Raw genomic sequence first — 16,628 nt, forward strand, 5'->3', positions numbered from 1 at the left:
TCCTTTCATTAATTATTCAAAAAGCATCTCTGACCGACCAGTTTCTCCCGGTCGGTAAGGTTTGCGGGCTCAATCGTTTTGTGGCTGCCTCACGTGCAGCCTGCCACATGGCCTCCTGATCGGCTTTGGCCTGATTTTGGGCATTGATGGCATTGTGTTGTGCGATAAGCAGATGACGGACTTGCAATAGCTGGTTTGCCTGGTGCGCGGCCAGCTGGTTGGCATATTGCAATGCCTCCATTTGTCCTTGTGCCGTTTGGGTGCGCTGTTGCAGGATTTGCAATTGCGCGGCATCGAGCGGAATCTGTTGCGAGTGATGATCGAGACCGCGCAGTACAGCATCATTGGCATTCTTTTGCGCATCGGTACTGGCATCCTGTCCCTGCTTTAAAATGCTCCACGCCGATTCGGTGCAATTGCCGTCGAGATTGAAACAGGGTGAACTGCGGTAGTAATTTACATTACGAAATCGTTGCAGGTAACCATCCAATCCACCATAGCGCTGACCGAAATAGCGGATGGTATCGGTCATGTGCATGAGCTTGTTCATCGTATATTGCGCCTGCGCCCAGATATACGCCGGTGGCGCCAGGGTATTGCGAATCATGTTTTCGTATTGCTGCAGTTGTGTCTGATACTGTTGTATTTGCTTTAAGGTTTGCGACACATTTTCTATCGCGGCAACCGTAGTTTGCTGGATATTGGCCGCATCGATAACGGGAATGCCGCCAGCATTGGCGTTTGTGTTAAACATAGCAAAGAGAGTTACAATGATTCCTGCAAATTTTTTACAACGAGTGAAATGGTTGGATTGGCTTCTACTGTTTTTCATTAGTGGTTACTCCTTGCATAGTCAAATGATTGGTAAGGCTTGTTGAACACCATGTCCTTGGTTACGATGATGTTGAACCGGTATCCCGGCCTGATTTCTAGCGTCGGTGAGATATTCATGTTTTTGCGGATCAGATTAGCAGTAACCAATCCCAATTGTTGGCCGAGCGACTGACTCATGATACTGCCCGCATTTTGCCGCCCGAATGCACCGCCTGCATCGCGTTGACTGTAAGCGGTGCCTGCCACAATAGCCGACATGATCAAGGCTGAGCCGAAGATGCGCAGATAATGATTGTTCACCTGATCCTTGAATCCGGCATAACCGACACCGTCAGCGCCCGGCATGGCGCCGATATCCATCGTCTTGCCATCCGGAAAGATAATACGCTGCCAGGCAACGAGTACTCTGGCTTGACCGTATTCGACTTCACTCGAATATGTACCCACCAAACGTGAGCCTTGCGGAATTAAACGGTGTTTGCCAACGGGTGAATCAAAAATGTTCTGACTCACCTGCGCCATGATTTGTCCAGGCAATTCGGAATTGATTCCTGATATCAGCGTTGCCGGTATCACAAAACCGGTTTGCAGGATATAAGGCGATTGCGGTTTTTTAACGTCACTATCAAGCTTCCAGCGTTCATCACCATCGGCTGAATCAAAACGTGTGTAGTCATTTGCATTGCCAGTTACCGGATCATTCAACAGCATCGGCGCTGTATCGTCATAATCCTCACTGATACCGGCACCAGCGCCAGTACCCAAGCCACCTTGCCCTTGCCGCAAATGCGCAAGGCGTGCATGATAGGCTGCAGTCGGGTCTTCACTCAGATTTGCATCAATCTGCTGACGTACTCTGGCCATTTCAAGAAGTGCTTCTTCACGTGACGGTGTGCCGCCTGTATTTGTATACTGTGGTGCGGAAGCCGCACTTCTAGGCGCAATCACATTAACGCTGGTTTTGGCTTTGATTGCTTCTTCGAGCTGCTGACGCTTGAGCAGGCGGATATGCTCGAGTTCGGCATCGTGTGTGTCACTGGAATGATCCAGTGGCGGCGGCGTTGGTGGCAAATCCAGATCGGCTGGCCGTTCGATGATGATTCCATCAAGCAGTGAAGTTGTATCCGGTTCTTCGGGTGCTTCAGGCTGTATCCTGGGTTCAATGATTCCACCCAGATAATCCTTGGCAATGAGATTCGCAAAGTTACTGCTCGAATCAACGTCATGATCATGTTCATGCCCGAACAAGCTATTACGGTCTGCTGCACGGTTCATTGCCACAATGCCCATGAGCAGCATAAAAATCAACATGATAGCGCCAAAGATATACAGCGGCAGATTATTAACACGGCGCACACCAACGGCTTTGGCGACAGTGTCGGGCGATGTATCCGGCGATAGCAGCTTATCTGTTGCCATCCTCAATCCTCCAGTTGTCTGCTTACCCACAAGCCTGCCGGTTGAATCTGTCCGGACTGGGCAACAAATGCGCGTGTCAGCTGCTGATCTTCGATCAGGATGCTGACGTGATACAAGTCATCGGATTGGTCGATGATATAGCGCAATGCCAGACCTGATTCGGTTTTGGCTTCGGTTTGTACAATTTGTTGTGTATGTACATCCGCCTTATCAACCTGGTCAGGGCGTACAGCCGCTAATAACGGATTGTCCGGTTTTATCGTTTCCTGGACGGCATATCCATGCATGCGTAAACTGTCGATCAAAGCCTGACCGAAAGGATCACTTGCAGGATGCTGTATATCGAATTGTGTGCTGGCAGCCGCATAAAGCAGTCCTATCTGATTTGCAACATCATCAGCCATCACTTCACTGTACTGACTGAACGCCGGTGACGGATTCTGGATAAAACTGCCGTATGGTTGGGTTATTGCACAACCACCCAGCGATAGCAAAAAAACTGTACAGATCAGAACAGGTTTGATGACGAAACATTTATTGGGTTTAATTTCATGCAATCGTGGCAACATGATCAATTCCCCCGAGTAATTGTGATACGGTTTTGATTGCCGCCGACACCGGCAACCAGAATTGCCTTGTCAAATACCGCATCGACGATATAGCGATCCCCTTGCAGCCGGTAGTTGACCATGACCGCGTCGTCTTTTTTGAACAAACCACCTTCACGGTTTAACAGCAATAACGTCGGCGCTTCAGTCTGCGCCATGACTTTGGGCATCTGGATGATGGTTTTCTGACCGTCGTTATACACACGTACCGGTTTCCAGACGGCATTGCCGGATACCGAGTACGCGAAATCAAGATTGCCGAGATATTCACCGGTTTCAGGAATGGTGCGTGTTTTTTTGTATTTCACTGCACGATGCTCATTGGCTTTTATTGCCTCCCATTTGGCGAGCGTATCTTCAGGATAAATAAAGCCGACACGCGGCATGAATTCGCGCCGGTGAGAACGTAACCGTATATGGTAGGTTCTGCGGTTGGTGGTCACCACAAGTGACGTTTCCAATCCCACATCCATAGGTTTGACGATCAGATGCTGCACTTCGTTGGCGCCTTGACCGGTAATGGCGGGTTCGATGAGCCAGCGTGCCTGATCACCCAGGTGGATGGAGTTGACCTGTTCACCCGGTTGTAATTCAATATCGCACACTTGCAGCACCGCACAGACGATGCTCGGTTGTTGTGCACCGAACAGGAAACGGATCGAACCGTCAGAGCCGGTAACCGGTTTAATGCCCCTTGCACTGTTTGCCTGCCACTTCTTGGCAATGGCAATAGCTTCACGTTCCTGCTGGGTTAGTTGCGGATTCTTACCGCTGAAATACGCTTCAGTTAGGTTGCTGGCGGAAACAGAAGCTACACTTGTAATGAGTAAAAAAATGGTGGCTAAAGTGATTATGCGTTTCATGATAGAACCTCATTACGATTGCCGTGACCAGGAGAAGTCCTGGATGTAAATGCCCAGCGGATTGTTGCGGATTTGTTTTTCGGTGGTACTTTGTGTTGGTGGCCGGTGATAGACTCTTAAAAGTGCCCGCATTTTAAACGGTGCTTCCAGTTGATGGCCCTGCCGGTCATAGACTTTTTCCAGCCAATCAACCTGCCAGGTTTCAGGAGACTGTGGAATCACGGAAATGATTTCAACACTGACCGTCTGTGTTTCAGCTCGTTTGAACGGACTACTGGTATCTGTGCCGTTAAGCCATTCATTTGCCTTGGCGGTTGCCGGGTCGTTGGTTTTGAGCATGGCGTATGCTCTGAAGATGGCTTTGCGCTGTAATGCGATATCCGGCGTGACCATTCTGACATCGTTAATAAACGATGCAAGTGAAGCATGCACCACCCGCTGATCGGCAACCGCTGCCACATCGGCACGCGATACGGCTATTGCTTCACCGAGCTTGTTGACCTGCACCACATACGGAATAAACTTCGATTGGCTACCGATATAAATCATGCCGCCAACACCGGCCAGAGCAATCATCAAACACAGAATGGCCAGCATCTGCCACATATTGCGTGAGGATTGGACAGAACGCATATGATCGTTCCAGGTGCGCCGGGCGGACAGATACGGATTCTCGGATTCACCGGTACGGCGTCCGCCTTCAATGAAGGTTTGAGAATCAATCTCATCATCGGTGCGGATATCAGTTTTACCTGAAAGACTGAATTTACGCTTTTTGATTTTTGAAGTTAAATCACTGATGGTACTCATGTAGCCACTCCATAATCCGATAGTTTGAGTCCTTTCATTGCCAGCCACTGATTCACCCAGCCATCACCGTATTTGGCACACAGGTTTTTGATGGTGGCAATTGATTCCTTGTCGGTCGAACCGACAAATGCGAGTGCCAGCGGGCCAAGGGCTAGTTCATACAATCGTTTGCCGTTTTCCGATACGGTGTAGTAATGCTGTTTGGGCACGGCGGTTGCCAGGATTTCAATCTGGCGCGCGTTCAGTCCCATGCGCCGGTACAGTGCGGCAGCTTCTTCATCGCGTGCGAATACGTTGGGTAAAAAGATTTTGGTGGCGGTCGATTCAACAATGACATCGAGTATGCCGCTATTGGCGGCATCCGATAAACTTTGTGTTGCCATCAATACCAGACAATTGTTCTTGCGCATGACTTTTAGCCATTCACGAATCTTGGCACGAAATACCGGGTGACCCAGCATGAGCCAGGCTTCATCGAGCAGAATGGCGGCAGGCTGACCGTGCAAGCTTCGCTCAATACGGCGAAACAGATACAGCAGTGTGGGTAGTGCATACTTCTCACCGAGATTCATGAGTTCTTCGATCTCGAAGGTGGTGAAGCTCGATAAATGCAGCCCGTCTTCCTCGGCATCGAGCAGGTGACCCATCATGCCGTCAATGGTGTATTGCTTAAGCGCTTCGCGTATGGCTTCATCCTGGATCGTCACCATAAAGTCGGACAATGTGTGCGAGCCGCTCTGATGCATGTTGGTAATTGCCAGACTGATTTCGTTACGCTGTTGCGGTGAGACGGTAATACCGTTTAATTCCACCATGGTGCAAATCCATTCGAGCGCCCAGGCGCGATCTCCCTTGGATTCGAGAAACTGCAGCGGACAGAATGCCAGTGATTCGTCGTCACCAGCAACGGTAAAATGCTGCCCACCAACGGCTTTGGTCAACGGATACATCGACAGTCCCTTGTCAAAGCAGTAAACCGACATGCCTTTGTAGCGGCGAAGCTGTGCTGCAATGAGTGCCAGGTGCGTAGACTTGCCTGCACCGGTCGGGCCGAACATGAACGTGTGACCGAGATCGCGTACATGCAGGTTTAATCGGAATGGCGTTGCACCCTGTGTGACGCAATGCATGAGTGGTGGCGAATTCGGTGGATACATCGGGCACGGCGCCTGTGATTTGCCTGTCCAGATGGTATTGACCGGCAACAGGTCGGCGAGATTCATGGTGTTGATCAATGGGCGGCGTACATTTTCAACGCCATGTCCCGGCAGACTGCCCAAATACGCTTCCATGGTATTGATGGTTTCAATCCGTGCGGCAAAGCCCAAGTGATTGATGGCTTTTTCCACTTTGCGTGCCGCATCTTCCAAAGCGGCACGGTCTTCCATTATCAAAACCACAACGCTGGTATAGTAGCCTTGAGCAACAAATCCGCTGTTGGTTTCCGCTATCGCGGATTGGGCGTCTTCAGTCATGTTGAGTGCATCTTCATCCACATGGCTGCTTTGCAGGTTGAACACCTGATCGAAGAAACCGCGTATCTTTTGTTTCCATTTCTTGCGGTATTGATCCAGATGCGCCACGGCCTCATGCGTATCCATGAAGATATAACGTGATGACCAGCGGTAAACACCGGGCAGTTCAGAGAGGATATTAAGCATGCCGGGGGTTGATTCCAGCGGAAAGCCTTCAATCGATACCGTCTGAATAAAATTGCGTCCGACTTTGGGCACAACACCGCCCCACATTTCCTGGCCGCCCAGAATGGTGTCGAGATACATTGGATTGGAAGGCAAAACCATCGGCTGATTGTTACCGGTAATGCACAGTTGCAACCACGACAGGAAATCATCAAGTTTAATAGTGGTGCCGTCTTCGTTGACTTGGATCTTGCTTTTTAAGCGCGTCAATTCAAACGTGGATGACAACCGCGATTCAAAATTGGCGCATTCGCGCTCGAAATACTGCAACAGACTATTGGTGCGTGCTTTCTGATTTAAATGCTCTGTATCATCATCGAACATGAGTTCGACAAACTTGCGCTGTGCGAGCATCGGTGGCAGGAATGTCAACGTGACGACAAAGCAGTTTTCATACAACTCACCGATACGCTCAAACAGTTCACGTCGTTCCTGATCGATGGCTGCCGTTACCGGATCGGGATAATTCGATAGTCCTTTGTCTGAATAACCCTGAGCGGGTTTGCGTATTGCGTCCACATGGATCATCCAGCCGTTACCCAACCGTGATAACGCCTGATTGATATGTAATGACACCTGTTCACGCTCGACATCCGTACTGCTCGCAGTATCGGCGCCACAGAATTGCCAAGCTGCCATCAATGCACCGTTCTTGCCAACGATGATGCCGTCTTCGACTACGGCGGCATACACCAGCAGATCGGCAAAGCCGGTATCTTTGGATCGGTACCGGTCGAGCTTGAATGCTTGCTCCGTTTCACGGATGCGCATGAACAGCATGAGCAGCAGTAACGCACCCAGAACAGCAATGAGGATTGTTATCGCGGTAATCATTGGAACTGCTTTTCCATATGCGGCGGGTTGATGGTAAACGGTGTGCTTCTGGCCGGATAATATTTTTTGTAGCGCAACTGGCGCAGATACACATGACGCAATTGCGGATCGTGCTTGGCCATCAGGCGAAGCGCAAACAACGCGAAAATCCAAAGTGCTACGCCAAACAGCGTGGTTTTGATTTCCATTGCTGCAAAAATGGAAGTGGCTGCAATCAGGATCGAGAACATCACCAGTTCCCGGTCACCGCCCATAAAGAGATTCGGGCGGTTGCCCGATTGTCTGATCGGTATGGTTCGTAACGCCATAACAGACCTCCTGTAAAACGAGAAAGTTATGATTACTGCATTTGCTGTAATTACAGCGTGGGTACTGCCAAAGTTTTTATTGCTGTGTTTCTTGTACTGTTTCCGGTTCCTGAGAAGCGCCCATTTCTGAGATATCCATGGACGAAGAACCCGGAATCACTGCACCCTGGAACAGATTGGTCATGATATTATTAGCGCCTACCAGTAACGCCATCACCAGCACGATAAAAATCAGCGTGCGGAAAAACGCGTTTAATTCGCCGCCAAAGATTAAAATGCCACCGGCAACGACAATGCCGACGATGGACAAGGTAAAGGCAACCGGGCCGGTCACGGAATTGCGCAGATTCACGAGCCACGATTCATACGGAAGCGCGCCACCGGCGCCAACCGCTGCCAGGGTGTTGTTTGCAAACAGGAACAAAGCCAGAAACATGAACATCAATAGTGTGGGATACAAAAGGATGTTGTGTTTAAAATGATTTGGTTTCATAACTTGCTCCTTTAAACAATATTACATTCGCCGAGTCTGGTAATTGCCGCGTTTGAATCCGTAGACTTCGAGTATTTCGTGCACCTGCCTGCCATGCTTTGTGCGTGCGATATGGATTACCACATCCACCGCTTCAGCGATGAGCGGTTTTATTTCAACCGGTGCATGGTTGTTTCTTGAAATCAGTGATTCGAGCCTTGTTAGTCCCGACAAAGCATCATTCGCATGCAAGGTGGCAGCGCCACCTTCATGACCAGTGTTCCATGCATCGAGCAAATCAAGCGCTTCCGGCCCTCTGACTTCACCAACGAGTATGCGATCAGGACGCATACGCAAGGTGGTTTTGAGTAACTGAGTCATGTCGACATCAAGCGTGGTGTGATACTGTACAAAATTCTGCGCGGCGCATTGAATCTCGCCGGTATCTTCGAGAATAAAAATGCGTTCATCCGGATCGTTGAGTACCATCTCAAAGATAATTGCGTTGATTAGTGTTGTCTTGCCTGAACCGGTACCACCAATCACCAGGATATTGCGGTGATCGTGTACGATTTTTTTGATGACATTGCAGTGCTTAGGTGACAGCACACCATTTTCGACATATTGATCAAGCGTAAAAATAGCAACCGCTTTTTTACGGATGGCGAAGGTTGGAGAAGTAACGACCGGTGGCAGTTGCCCGGCAAAGCGGGAATTGTCGAGTGGAAATTCGCCTTCGATGATTGGGTTGAATCGGGTGACTTCCTTACCGTGATATCCGGCAACGGTTTTGATGACCGCTTCGGCTTGGGCCGCCTGAAGGTTGCCGATGCAGGTAATCTTTTGACCGAGCTTCTCCTGCCAGATACGCCCGTCGGCATTGACCATGATTTCTACCGTATCCGGGTCTTGCAGGGCAGATACAATATCGCGGGCATCGCGCTCAAGCTTGCGTTTGGCGCGTTCCTTGACCGACATCGCTGACGTAGATGCAGCTTGAGAATCGGGTAACGGTGATACTGATGTGTTTTGCATTGTCATATTCACACCAAATGGTACAGATTGAATATAACAATATAACGAAACTAAATTTTGCGCAATACTTTTTTAATATTTTTTGTTATTTACTAATTTTTAGTTTCGCTCTTCGTTTTTCTATTCTGGTTATTGCTTTGACTTTGTTTTGGCCTTTTTGGCCTCTTTGGTTAGAAACGCGCGGTTCTTTTTATCCCACTGATCAACCTGATACGCCTCATATTCACTTAATACTCCACCTTTCCAGACAAAGCCTTTGGGTAGTTTGCCGGGTTTTCGTTTGGCGAGCACTTCAAGATCGGCAAGTTCCATATCGGAACTATCGAGCAGCATCGGCAGCGGTGTTTCCAGTGCTTCGGCGATAGCCTCGATGATTCTAAGTGATGGGTTGGCTTTGTCATTGGTCAAGTCAGTGAAGAAAGCAATCGACACCCCAGCCTTCTTGGCGAGTTCCGACTTGGTCATGCCTTTTTCATCGAGAATACGCAAAATATTTGTGATCAGAATAAAGTTATACATATAATAACCGTGCTTATTTTGTGGTTTAAGCCGCTTAAGTGACATTTATCATTGTTTTACGGCTTTATTGCTGTTATTTTAAACCAGCAAACACCAAAAGCAGAACAATAAAAAAGTAACCAGAAAATAAAGAAAAAAGTTAAGCAGGAATATAGAATTTTTTAAACAATGCTATCAGGGGAGGAAATGGCAATGTTTTACGATATAATTTCGCTATACAAGAAATTCAATCGGTAGCGATTAGCCAATACCTATTCAATTGCACATGATTCCAACGGTACTTACTGCAGCACCAAAGGGATTGAATGTGCATCATAAGCGTTCACAGCACACTAAAATCAGAACTAAGAATAAAAGCGTACATTCTATGGCAGACAAAAAGAGAGGAACCGCTAAAAAAATTGCAACACCAGCAGTTCCTTCAAAACCAGCAACACCAACAGGAGCAACCGAAATCGATATTGACCTGATTATTGAAGACATTCATCAACCGAGAAAGGAGTTTAATCAGGGTACACTGCGCGAATTGACGGAAACCGTAAAATTACGCGGCGTGAAATCACCGATATCGGTGCGTCCCAATCCGGATAAACCGGGAACCTATATCATCAATCACGGTGCCAGGCGCTATCGCGCCTGTATTAATGCGGGATTAAAAACAATCCCGGCATTTATCGATACCGATTACAGCGAAGCCGATCAGGTAATAGAGAATCTGCAGCGCGATAATCTGACATCGAGAGAAATTGCCGATTTTATCGGACGGCAACTTGCTGCCGGGAAAACCAAGTCCGATATTGCCAGACAACTTGGCAAAACCAATCCGTATATCACCACCCATGCTGCATTGCTTGATCTGCCCGATTTAATCGATGAAATCTACCGTTCAGGACGCTGTGCCGACGTGACCGCAATTTATGATTTGACCCGGCTTTATAAAGCCAACAAAGAAGAAGTTATCAACTGGCTCAACTTGAGTGCACCGGAAGAAATATCACGGCTGGATGTAAAACATTTTAATAAGTTCCTGGAACTGAAGAAGCAACAAGGCGCGATTGATTCGGATGAGCAGTCACAACAGGTTGATGATAAATCCAGCGCCGCAACGGATCAGCATGCAAAAAAGCAAGATGCCCCTGTTTCACTGCTTGACTCGATTTATCACCTGATCAAAAAAGACAATCGCAAACCGCAAGATTTAATGCGTGAATTATCCAGGGATGATAAAAAACTGCTGACAACCAAGGTCAAGGATTATTTCGAGGAAGGTAGAAACTGCCCAAACATGATTCAATACACCATCAACGCTTTGCAGGATGGACGCTTCTCAGCAAAAGGCAGCGGCGCATTGCAATTGATCGCCTTTTTATATGGCGCAGAAAGATCGGCAAGTTTTGATCTGTTCAAAATCCTTGATGAACTCGCCAATCAGGAAACGGGTTAATAACTGATTCATGTACTCAAAGCCCAAAAATCAATCAAAAAACAGAAAACAAAAAAGATGACAACACAGAAACTTCGCATGATTGTAATGAACGGCCAAAAAATCATTCAGGCACTGGTTAATAATGAATGGGAGACGACCGGTACTATCAAGAAAGTGGAAGAAGGCATCAAACCCGGCATTTACAATATCTATCTGGCCAAAACGCCAGAAGATAAAAAACAGTATGAAGGCAGGATTCTATACATCGATAAGGAAAACGAAGTTTTTTATCAGCAAAGCGGGAAAGATTTTATTGTGCACCAATTAAATGCAATTAATGGCAAACCTGTTGCTGGGAAGGATGTGATTATTGAGTATGATGGGGAGAAAGCGGATTTAAGTCAGGCTGATGCTTTAAAGAAGAAAAAAGTTTTGAAAATTTGATTGAATGTTTTTTAGCATTAAATAACAATGTTCATACTGAAAAAAAAGTATGTTTTAATAAAATGAAAGTGCATCGTGATTGAGCGTTACGGTCACGAGTATTAATTAAGTATGACTGGAGTAAAGGTTGGGAGATATTGTGAAAAGGGGGCACAATTATGGCATCAGCGAAGTTACTTAGGCAGTTAATTAAAACCGGATCGGAAAGAAACCACGAAGCATTTAAGCGTATTTCCGAGCAACTGATCCGAGAAGAGCGTGCCAAAAACCATCATTTGTTAGCAAATGATCTTGAAAAGATTCTTTATGGCCGCTCAAGGTCAGCTATGCCATTGCATTCTGAATTAAGCGAGCGCTTGCCGAAAGACAAAGAGCGAAATTTACCGCTGTTGCAGATTAAAGAGCCTGTAAGGCGTTTGGAAGACGTTGTATTGTCGGATGAAAATGCCTCTCTTTTAGAAGAATTGCTGCAAGAACATCATCGTTCCGAAATACTGAAAAGCTACGGTCTTTATCCAATAGACAAGTTGCTTTTTTGCGGTCCTCCAGGATGTGGAAAAACTTTGACTGCCGAAGTTCTGGCCAGTGAACTTGGTTTGCCACTAGCGATAGTGCGGGTTGATAGTGTGATTTCCTCTTTTTTAGGCGAAACGGCCGCTAATCTTCGGCAAGTCTTCGATTTTATCTCTACTGTACCGATGGTGGTTTTGTTTGATGAATTTGATTCATTAGCCAAGGAACGTGCCGATGAAGCTGAACATGGGGAATTAAAGCGTGTGGTGAATGCTTTCCTTCAAATGCTCGACGCTTATGAAGGGAAGAGCATTTTGGTGGCTGCGACAAATCATGAAGCAATTCTCGATTCCGCCGTATGGAGGAGATTTGACGAAGTTCTAGTTTTTGAATCACCGAACCTAGAACAGCTGCGACGCCTACTATCAATAAAGCTGCGCGGCTTGCGTAGGGAATTTAAAATTGAAGATTCTCGCATAGCAGGTCTTTTCAAAGGTATGAGCCATGCCGATGTTGAAAGGGTACTGCGCCGTGCTGCAAAAGATATGGTTCTTTCAGGTAAAGAATTTCTCTCTGAAAGACATTTGCAGACAGCTATTTGCCGGGAGGATACGAGGAGAGCGCGTACCCAAAGGGGTTAATTATTTATGGAAGAAACTTTTCCCCATCTCACTATACAACGGGAAGCACCGATCAATGAAAAACGACCGAGAGGAGGCTTCTCAGGGATAGTGGAACCTGCGGATATTCGTGGTCATTGCAACGGATTACAGCAAAAGCTTGCTAATGCAAAAGAACAGGCAGACAAAGGTGTGGGTGGATTCGATGATCGCAGACTATTCCAATTTGCTGTGCAAAAGGGATTCAACCCGGAAGACATCCGTAAAATCTCACAAGAAATAGAATTTGTTAGTCAAGAGGATGAAGCAATCATCATCGGTTTTGCTAGTGATAGTGCATTATCAGAATTCGAGGCTCGCCTCACAACCATGGCCAGTGGTGGTCATGTAACAAATAAGCAAATTATTTATGCTTTGCAAAGTATTGATGGCTGGAGCGCCAAGGATAGAACAGGGTGGGCTTTGAAAAAACAAGGTTACCCTGAAAAGGATGAGTTTTTGCTGGATATTGAACTTTGGCCACTAGAGGATAACCATCAACAACGTAATAGAGAACAGGCCGCGTTTGAGCGGTGGTTGACTGAGCAAGGTATTGAAAAGAAAGATCAGGTAAAACAACAGGAATTGACGCTCTACCGTGTTCTTTGCAACTTAAATCAGGCCAACCTACTTCTTCAACACCGTGATATTCGCTCTGTTGATCTGCCACCTAGCTTTGGTTTGGAGCGCTCTATTATCATTCAGGATATCCAGAATTTTCCAAACATTTCTGATCCAAGTGACCATGCGCCTGGCATTGTGGTTTTAGATAGCGGCCTGGCAACCGGCCACCCATTGTTGGGAGCTGCTGTAGGTGATGCACAGAGCTTCCTGCCCGGCGAAGATTCCAATGATGAAAATGGTCACGGAACTCATGTCGCCGGTATTGCTTTATATGGAGATTTTGAGCACAGTTTGCGATCTGGAAAATTCGTTCCAACATTACGTTTGTTTAGTGGCAGAATCCTGGATAAGGATAATGAGAACACTACCGGCTTTGTCGAAAAACAGATTGAGGAATCAGTGCGCTATTTTGCCAAAGAATACAACTGCCGGGTCTTCAATCTATCATTTGGTGATTCGAACAAGCCCTATCTTGAGGGTCATCTGAAAGGACTTTCCTTGACACTGGATATCTTGTCAAGAAAGCTTGGAGTTCTATTTGTGGTGTCGACTGGTAACCATCGGGTCGGGGAACACTCTCCTGACGGATTAGAGTGGCGCGACAACTATCCCAATTATTTGTTAGACGAGTCATGGCGAATCATAGAACCAGCTCCAGCCTTGAATGTACTCACTGTAGGTAGCTTGGCGCGCTATAATCTTACTTACAATAGTCAATATTACACATTGGATCCGGCAGAGGTGCCCATAGCTCAACCCGACCAACCCTCGCCCTTCACGCGAAGTGGAAATTCTGTGGATGGAGCCATTAAACCAGAACTAGTAGCGCATGGCGGGAATTGGGCCATCAATATGCGAGCTGGACATTCGCTTATGGAACGAGTGGCAGGCTTGGGGGTTGTATCAACCAACAATAAGTTTGCAAGTGGGAATCCCTTTACCATCGATATTGGCACAAGTATGGCTGCACCTTATGTTGCACACTTGGCTGCTTCCATTCTTCGTGAACATCCAAATGCTAGTGCCAACCTTTTACGTGCGTTACTTTGTATAAACGCCGTACTGCCAGAAGCTTGTGAAGAGTTAATTCACCGGAACAAAGCATTCAGAAAAGTTTGTGGGTATGGACATGTGGATGCTTCAAGTCTCTACCGTTCACTTGAGAATGCGGTCAATCTTATCGCTGACAGTACAATTGAAAACAAGCGTCATCACTTTTATGAAATTCCAATACCAGATGAATTCACCAGTGGTGGCCGTCGCCGCAAAAGGGAAATTGCTGTAGCACTTGCCTATACACCTGCTATTCGCTCGACCAGAATCAAGTATCGTGCCAGTCGTATCGATTTTCGGTTGGTTACCGCGTCAGACCTGGAACAGGTTACAACTATGTTTAACAAAGCTACCGTAAAAGACGAGTATGAAAACATCCCAGAATTAAAGGCCGCCACAATTGGCCAGCAGGCGCGCAGTAAAGGCACAGTGCAAGCCGATTTTTGGCGTTTCTATCAATTTAATATCAACTCAAAACTACGAGCCCAAAAACTATTTGTCGTAGTTACACGAAATGATTTTCCTTGGGGTGAAAGTTTATGTGACAGTGAGGAGGACTATGCATTGGTGGTTAGTTTGCGTGATAGGGAGAACGAAGAAGCTAGATTGTATTCTCGAATAAAAGCCCAACTTGAAGCGAGGATGCCGGTGAGAATTAAGATATGACAGCAAATAATGGTATACGGCGATTATCTATGAAATTTCCAATCCAAAGTGTTTTGTTTAAACACATGGGATGGTTTTTTTGACGTATTACATCAATGGTATAATTCGGTGATAGATATTTTAGATAGTGGGTAGATTGAAGAGTATCTAGCATGTTTCCTATTATTTTCCATCGCTATGAATTAAAGTGATTTGAACAGAAGAAATGAACGCCATGCCAAAAGAAAAAATAGGATTATCTGGCATTTCATATATTGAGTTTTGGGTTGGTAATGCCAAGCAAGCCTCTTATTATCTTAGGAAAACTATGGAGTTTTGTCAGATTGGCTACTTAGGCCCTGAGACAGGAATAAAAGATTATTGTAGCGGTAACCATGAGGAAGGACATTCTTTGGCAAAATGTTTCATTGATTTCGTAAAAATAGAAAAAGATAAAGGAAGCCTATCAGATACTAAAACCGCCGTGTGCAATGCACGATATCCCTTGGCTGATGGTACAGCTATGTAATCCTTGAAACCACCTGGAATAGGCCTGTATGTAGTGTGTACCAATCCAAGTGCGTTATAACAATCTGACTCGTTTTCAACTGTAATTGAAATTTTGAGGATATCTAAGACTTCAGAAAAGGAAAGCGAATTTGATTTCATCTGGCTGTAAATATCATATGGAGTCAGCTTTGTCGTTTCCACGGTGCATCCAATACCGCCATCTCGAAAAGTCTCCTCTATACGGGTAACCACTTTATCCAAAATATGTTTTTTGTTATACCCGGCTGACTGAATTACTTTTTCTATTACTTTGCTTACTAATGGGCGTAATTCTTTAAATAACATATTTTTGTGTTCATTTAACAGTGCCAGAGTACTATCAGCATTCTTGTAAACATATTTTGAACTAACGCGTTCTAATATTGCCAACACAGATAGCTGTTTTTGCCTTCCCTGACATTGTTTAATGACAGTATCAAGCAAATGTGGATCTTGAGCACACTCTTCTAGCAAAAAAACTTCACCAAGCCGATCTGGCCTTAATGCATCAACACCGCTACCGCGATGGAAGAAGTATGACAATATCTCTCTAATCTTTTGCTTTTCTTCTGATGTGAATGCTTTTGTAGAAGAAAGCTCGCCAATTAACTCTATTACTTTTGCATCATTTTGTACGCCACCCAATAAAGTTATTCCTGCCACGATTTGAAAAAAACCTTTCCAATAAGACTCAAAGAGGCCATACTTTTTAAGTATTTTTACCCAGTATGATCGCTCCCTTAACAAGGTGAAATGCAATAGTTCCTGCAATGTTTTTGGATTTTCGCCTCGCAAATAGGCAATTGCCGCCAAGTGTATATATAAAGGTTCGCCGTTTGTTTCCTCGAGAAATTCCGGTGGTTTTATCAGTCTTTCATCCGGTATAGAGCAACCCAGTTTCTTTGCATAACTTTCAAGCGCCTGAAGGAAGATTGATTGCCTATCATCTCGTTGTGCACCAAAAGCATTAACAATCATCTCACCAGAGAATTTGTGGCTTTCAGCTAAAGCCAAAACAAGGCGGTCTTTTAACAATTGTTCATACCACCACCCTTGAGTGTTGCGTGCAAGAAACACGATTCTAATAAGGGAGCTGCGGTGCCGATTAATAACACTTCGTAGCAATGCACTTACTTCTGAAGGCCTAGACTCCGCATAGTCAATGACTATCAGGCAGTTAGATGTTACAGCGGACCAAAAATACTCGAATTCTTTACTGGGAATCTCTAAAAATATACTTAAAGCGAATCTTTCCAAGCCAGGGAACGATTAGCTGGATTTCCGACTATTTTTCTGTTCAAGAATTTGATTTA

General features: G+C 46.0%; 15 protein-coding genes. 4 read left to right on the plus strand and 11 right to left on the minus strand.

Annotation, left to right across the window (positions count from 1 at the left end):
• Positions 1 to 16: 16 nt before the first annotated feature.
• The 10 genes from trbJ to BMY62_RS14135 form a co-directional block, all read right to left on the minus strand.
• Positions 17 to 832, minus strand: coding sequence for a P-type conjugative transfer protein TrbJ (trbJ, locus tag BMY62_RS14090; RefSeq protein ID WP_090661388.1), 816 nt, complete (start codon positions 830 to 832; stop codon positions 17 to 19).
• A complete protein-coding gene (locus BMY62_RS14095; RefSeq protein ID WP_090661391.1) occupies positions 832 to 2,253 on the minus strand; it encodes a TrbI/VirB10 family protein in 1,422 nt (473 codons plus the stop codon). Before BMY62_RS14095 ends, trbJ begins: the two co-directional genes overlap by 1 nt.
• Positions 2,254 to 2,255: 2 nt before the next feature.
• On the minus strand, positions 2,256 to 2,822 hold the full coding sequence (locus BMY62_RS14100) for a hypothetical protein (RefSeq protein WP_090661394.1): 567 nt from the start codon (positions 2,820 to 2,822) through the stop codon (positions 2,256 to 2,258).
• Positions 2,823 to 2,824: 2 nt separating this feature from the next.
• Entirely contained in the window at positions 2,825 to 3,724 is a 900-nt protein-coding gene (trbG, locus tag BMY62_RS14105; protein ID WP_090661398.1) for a P-type conjugative transfer protein TrbG, read from the minus strand.
• Between the two features lie 12 nt (positions 3,725 to 3,736).
• Positions 3,737 to 4,534: a VirB8/TrbF family protein gene (locus BMY62_RS14110; protein WP_090661401.1), complete on the minus strand. Its 798-nt coding sequence runs from the start codon at positions 4,532 to 4,534 to the stop codon at positions 3,737 to 3,739.
• Complete coding sequence (locus tag BMY62_RS14115; RefSeq protein WP_090661405.1) at positions 4,531 to 7,068, minus strand: VirB4 family type IV secretion/conjugal transfer ATPase; 2,538 nt, start codon at positions 7,066 to 7,068, stop codon at positions 4,531 to 4,533. The genes BMY62_RS14110 and BMY62_RS14115 overlap by 4 nt, the downstream gene beginning before the upstream one ends.
• Positions 7,065 to 7,376: a conjugal transfer protein TrbD gene (locus BMY62_RS14120; protein ID WP_090661408.1), complete on the minus strand. Its 312-nt coding sequence runs from the start codon at positions 7,374 to 7,376 to the stop codon at positions 7,065 to 7,067. Before BMY62_RS14120 ends, BMY62_RS14115 begins: the two co-directional genes overlap by 4 nt.
• Before the next feature lie 76 nt (positions 7,377 to 7,452).
• Complete coding sequence (locus tag BMY62_RS14125; RefSeq protein ID WP_218142991.1) at positions 7,453 to 7,869, minus strand: TrbC/VirB2 family protein; 417 nt, start codon at positions 7,867 to 7,869, stop codon at positions 7,453 to 7,455.
• Between the two features lie 21 nt (positions 7,870 to 7,890).
• Positions 7,891 to 8,883 (minus strand): P-type conjugative transfer ATPase TrbB, encoded by a 993-nt coding sequence (gene trbB, locus BMY62_RS14130; RefSeq protein WP_256207639.1) that lies wholly within the window; start codon positions 8,881 to 8,883, stop codon positions 7,891 to 7,893.
• Positions 8,884 to 9,012: 129 nt separating this feature from the next.
• Positions 9,013 to 9,402 (minus strand): helix-turn-helix domain-containing protein, encoded by a 390-nt coding sequence (locus BMY62_RS14135; protein WP_090661434.1) that lies wholly within the window; start codon positions 9,400 to 9,402, stop codon positions 9,013 to 9,015.
• A gap of 367 nt (positions 9,403 to 9,769) precedes the next feature.
• On the opposite strand from BMY62_RS14135, the gene BMY62_RS14140 reads away from it, so the two are divergent.
• The 4 genes from BMY62_RS14140 (at position 9,770) to BMY62_RS14155 (ending at position 14,787) form a co-directional block, all read left to right on the plus strand.
• Entirely contained in the window at positions 9,770 to 10,846 is a 1,077-nt protein-coding gene (locus tag BMY62_RS14140) for a ParB/RepB/Spo0J family partition protein (protein ID WP_090661414.1), read from the plus strand.
• A gap of 57 nt (positions 10,847 to 10,903) precedes the next feature.
• Positions 10,904 to 11,272, plus strand: a complete 369-nt coding sequence (locus BMY62_RS14145) for a KfrB domain-containing protein (protein ID WP_090661417.1) — start codon at positions 10,904 to 10,906, stop codon at positions 11,270 to 11,272.
• 158 nt (positions 11,273 to 11,430) lie between these two features.
• Positions 11,431 to 12,426 carry an AAA family ATPase gene (locus BMY62_RS14150; RefSeq protein ID WP_090661419.1) on the plus strand — a complete coding sequence of 332 codons (996 nt, stop codon included), beginning with the start codon at positions 11,431 to 11,433 and terminating at the stop codon, positions 12,424 to 12,426.
• Between the two features lie 6 nt (positions 12,427 to 12,432).
• Complete coding sequence (locus tag BMY62_RS14155; protein WP_090661422.1) at positions 12,433 to 14,787, plus strand: S8 family peptidase; 2,355 nt, start codon at positions 12,433 to 12,435, stop codon at positions 14,785 to 14,787.
• Between the two features lie 357 nt (positions 14,788 to 15,144).
• Here BMY62_RS14155 and BMY62_RS14160 read toward each other — a convergent pair whose 3' ends face one another.
• Positions 15,145 to 16,392: a bifunctional (p)ppGpp synthetase/guanosine-3',5'-bis(diphosphate) 3'-pyrophosphohydrolase gene (locus tag BMY62_RS14160; RefSeq protein ID WP_090661425.1), complete on the minus strand. Its 1,248-nt coding sequence runs from the start codon at positions 16,390 to 16,392 to the stop codon at positions 15,145 to 15,147.
• Positions 16,393 to 16,628 lie beyond the last annotated feature (236 nt).

The organism is Nitrosomonas marina (assembly GCF_900111605.1).
GTDB classification, from domain to species: domain Bacteria; phylum Pseudomonadota; class Gammaproteobacteria; order Burkholderiales; family Nitrosomonadaceae; genus Nitrosomonas; species Nitrosomonas marina_A.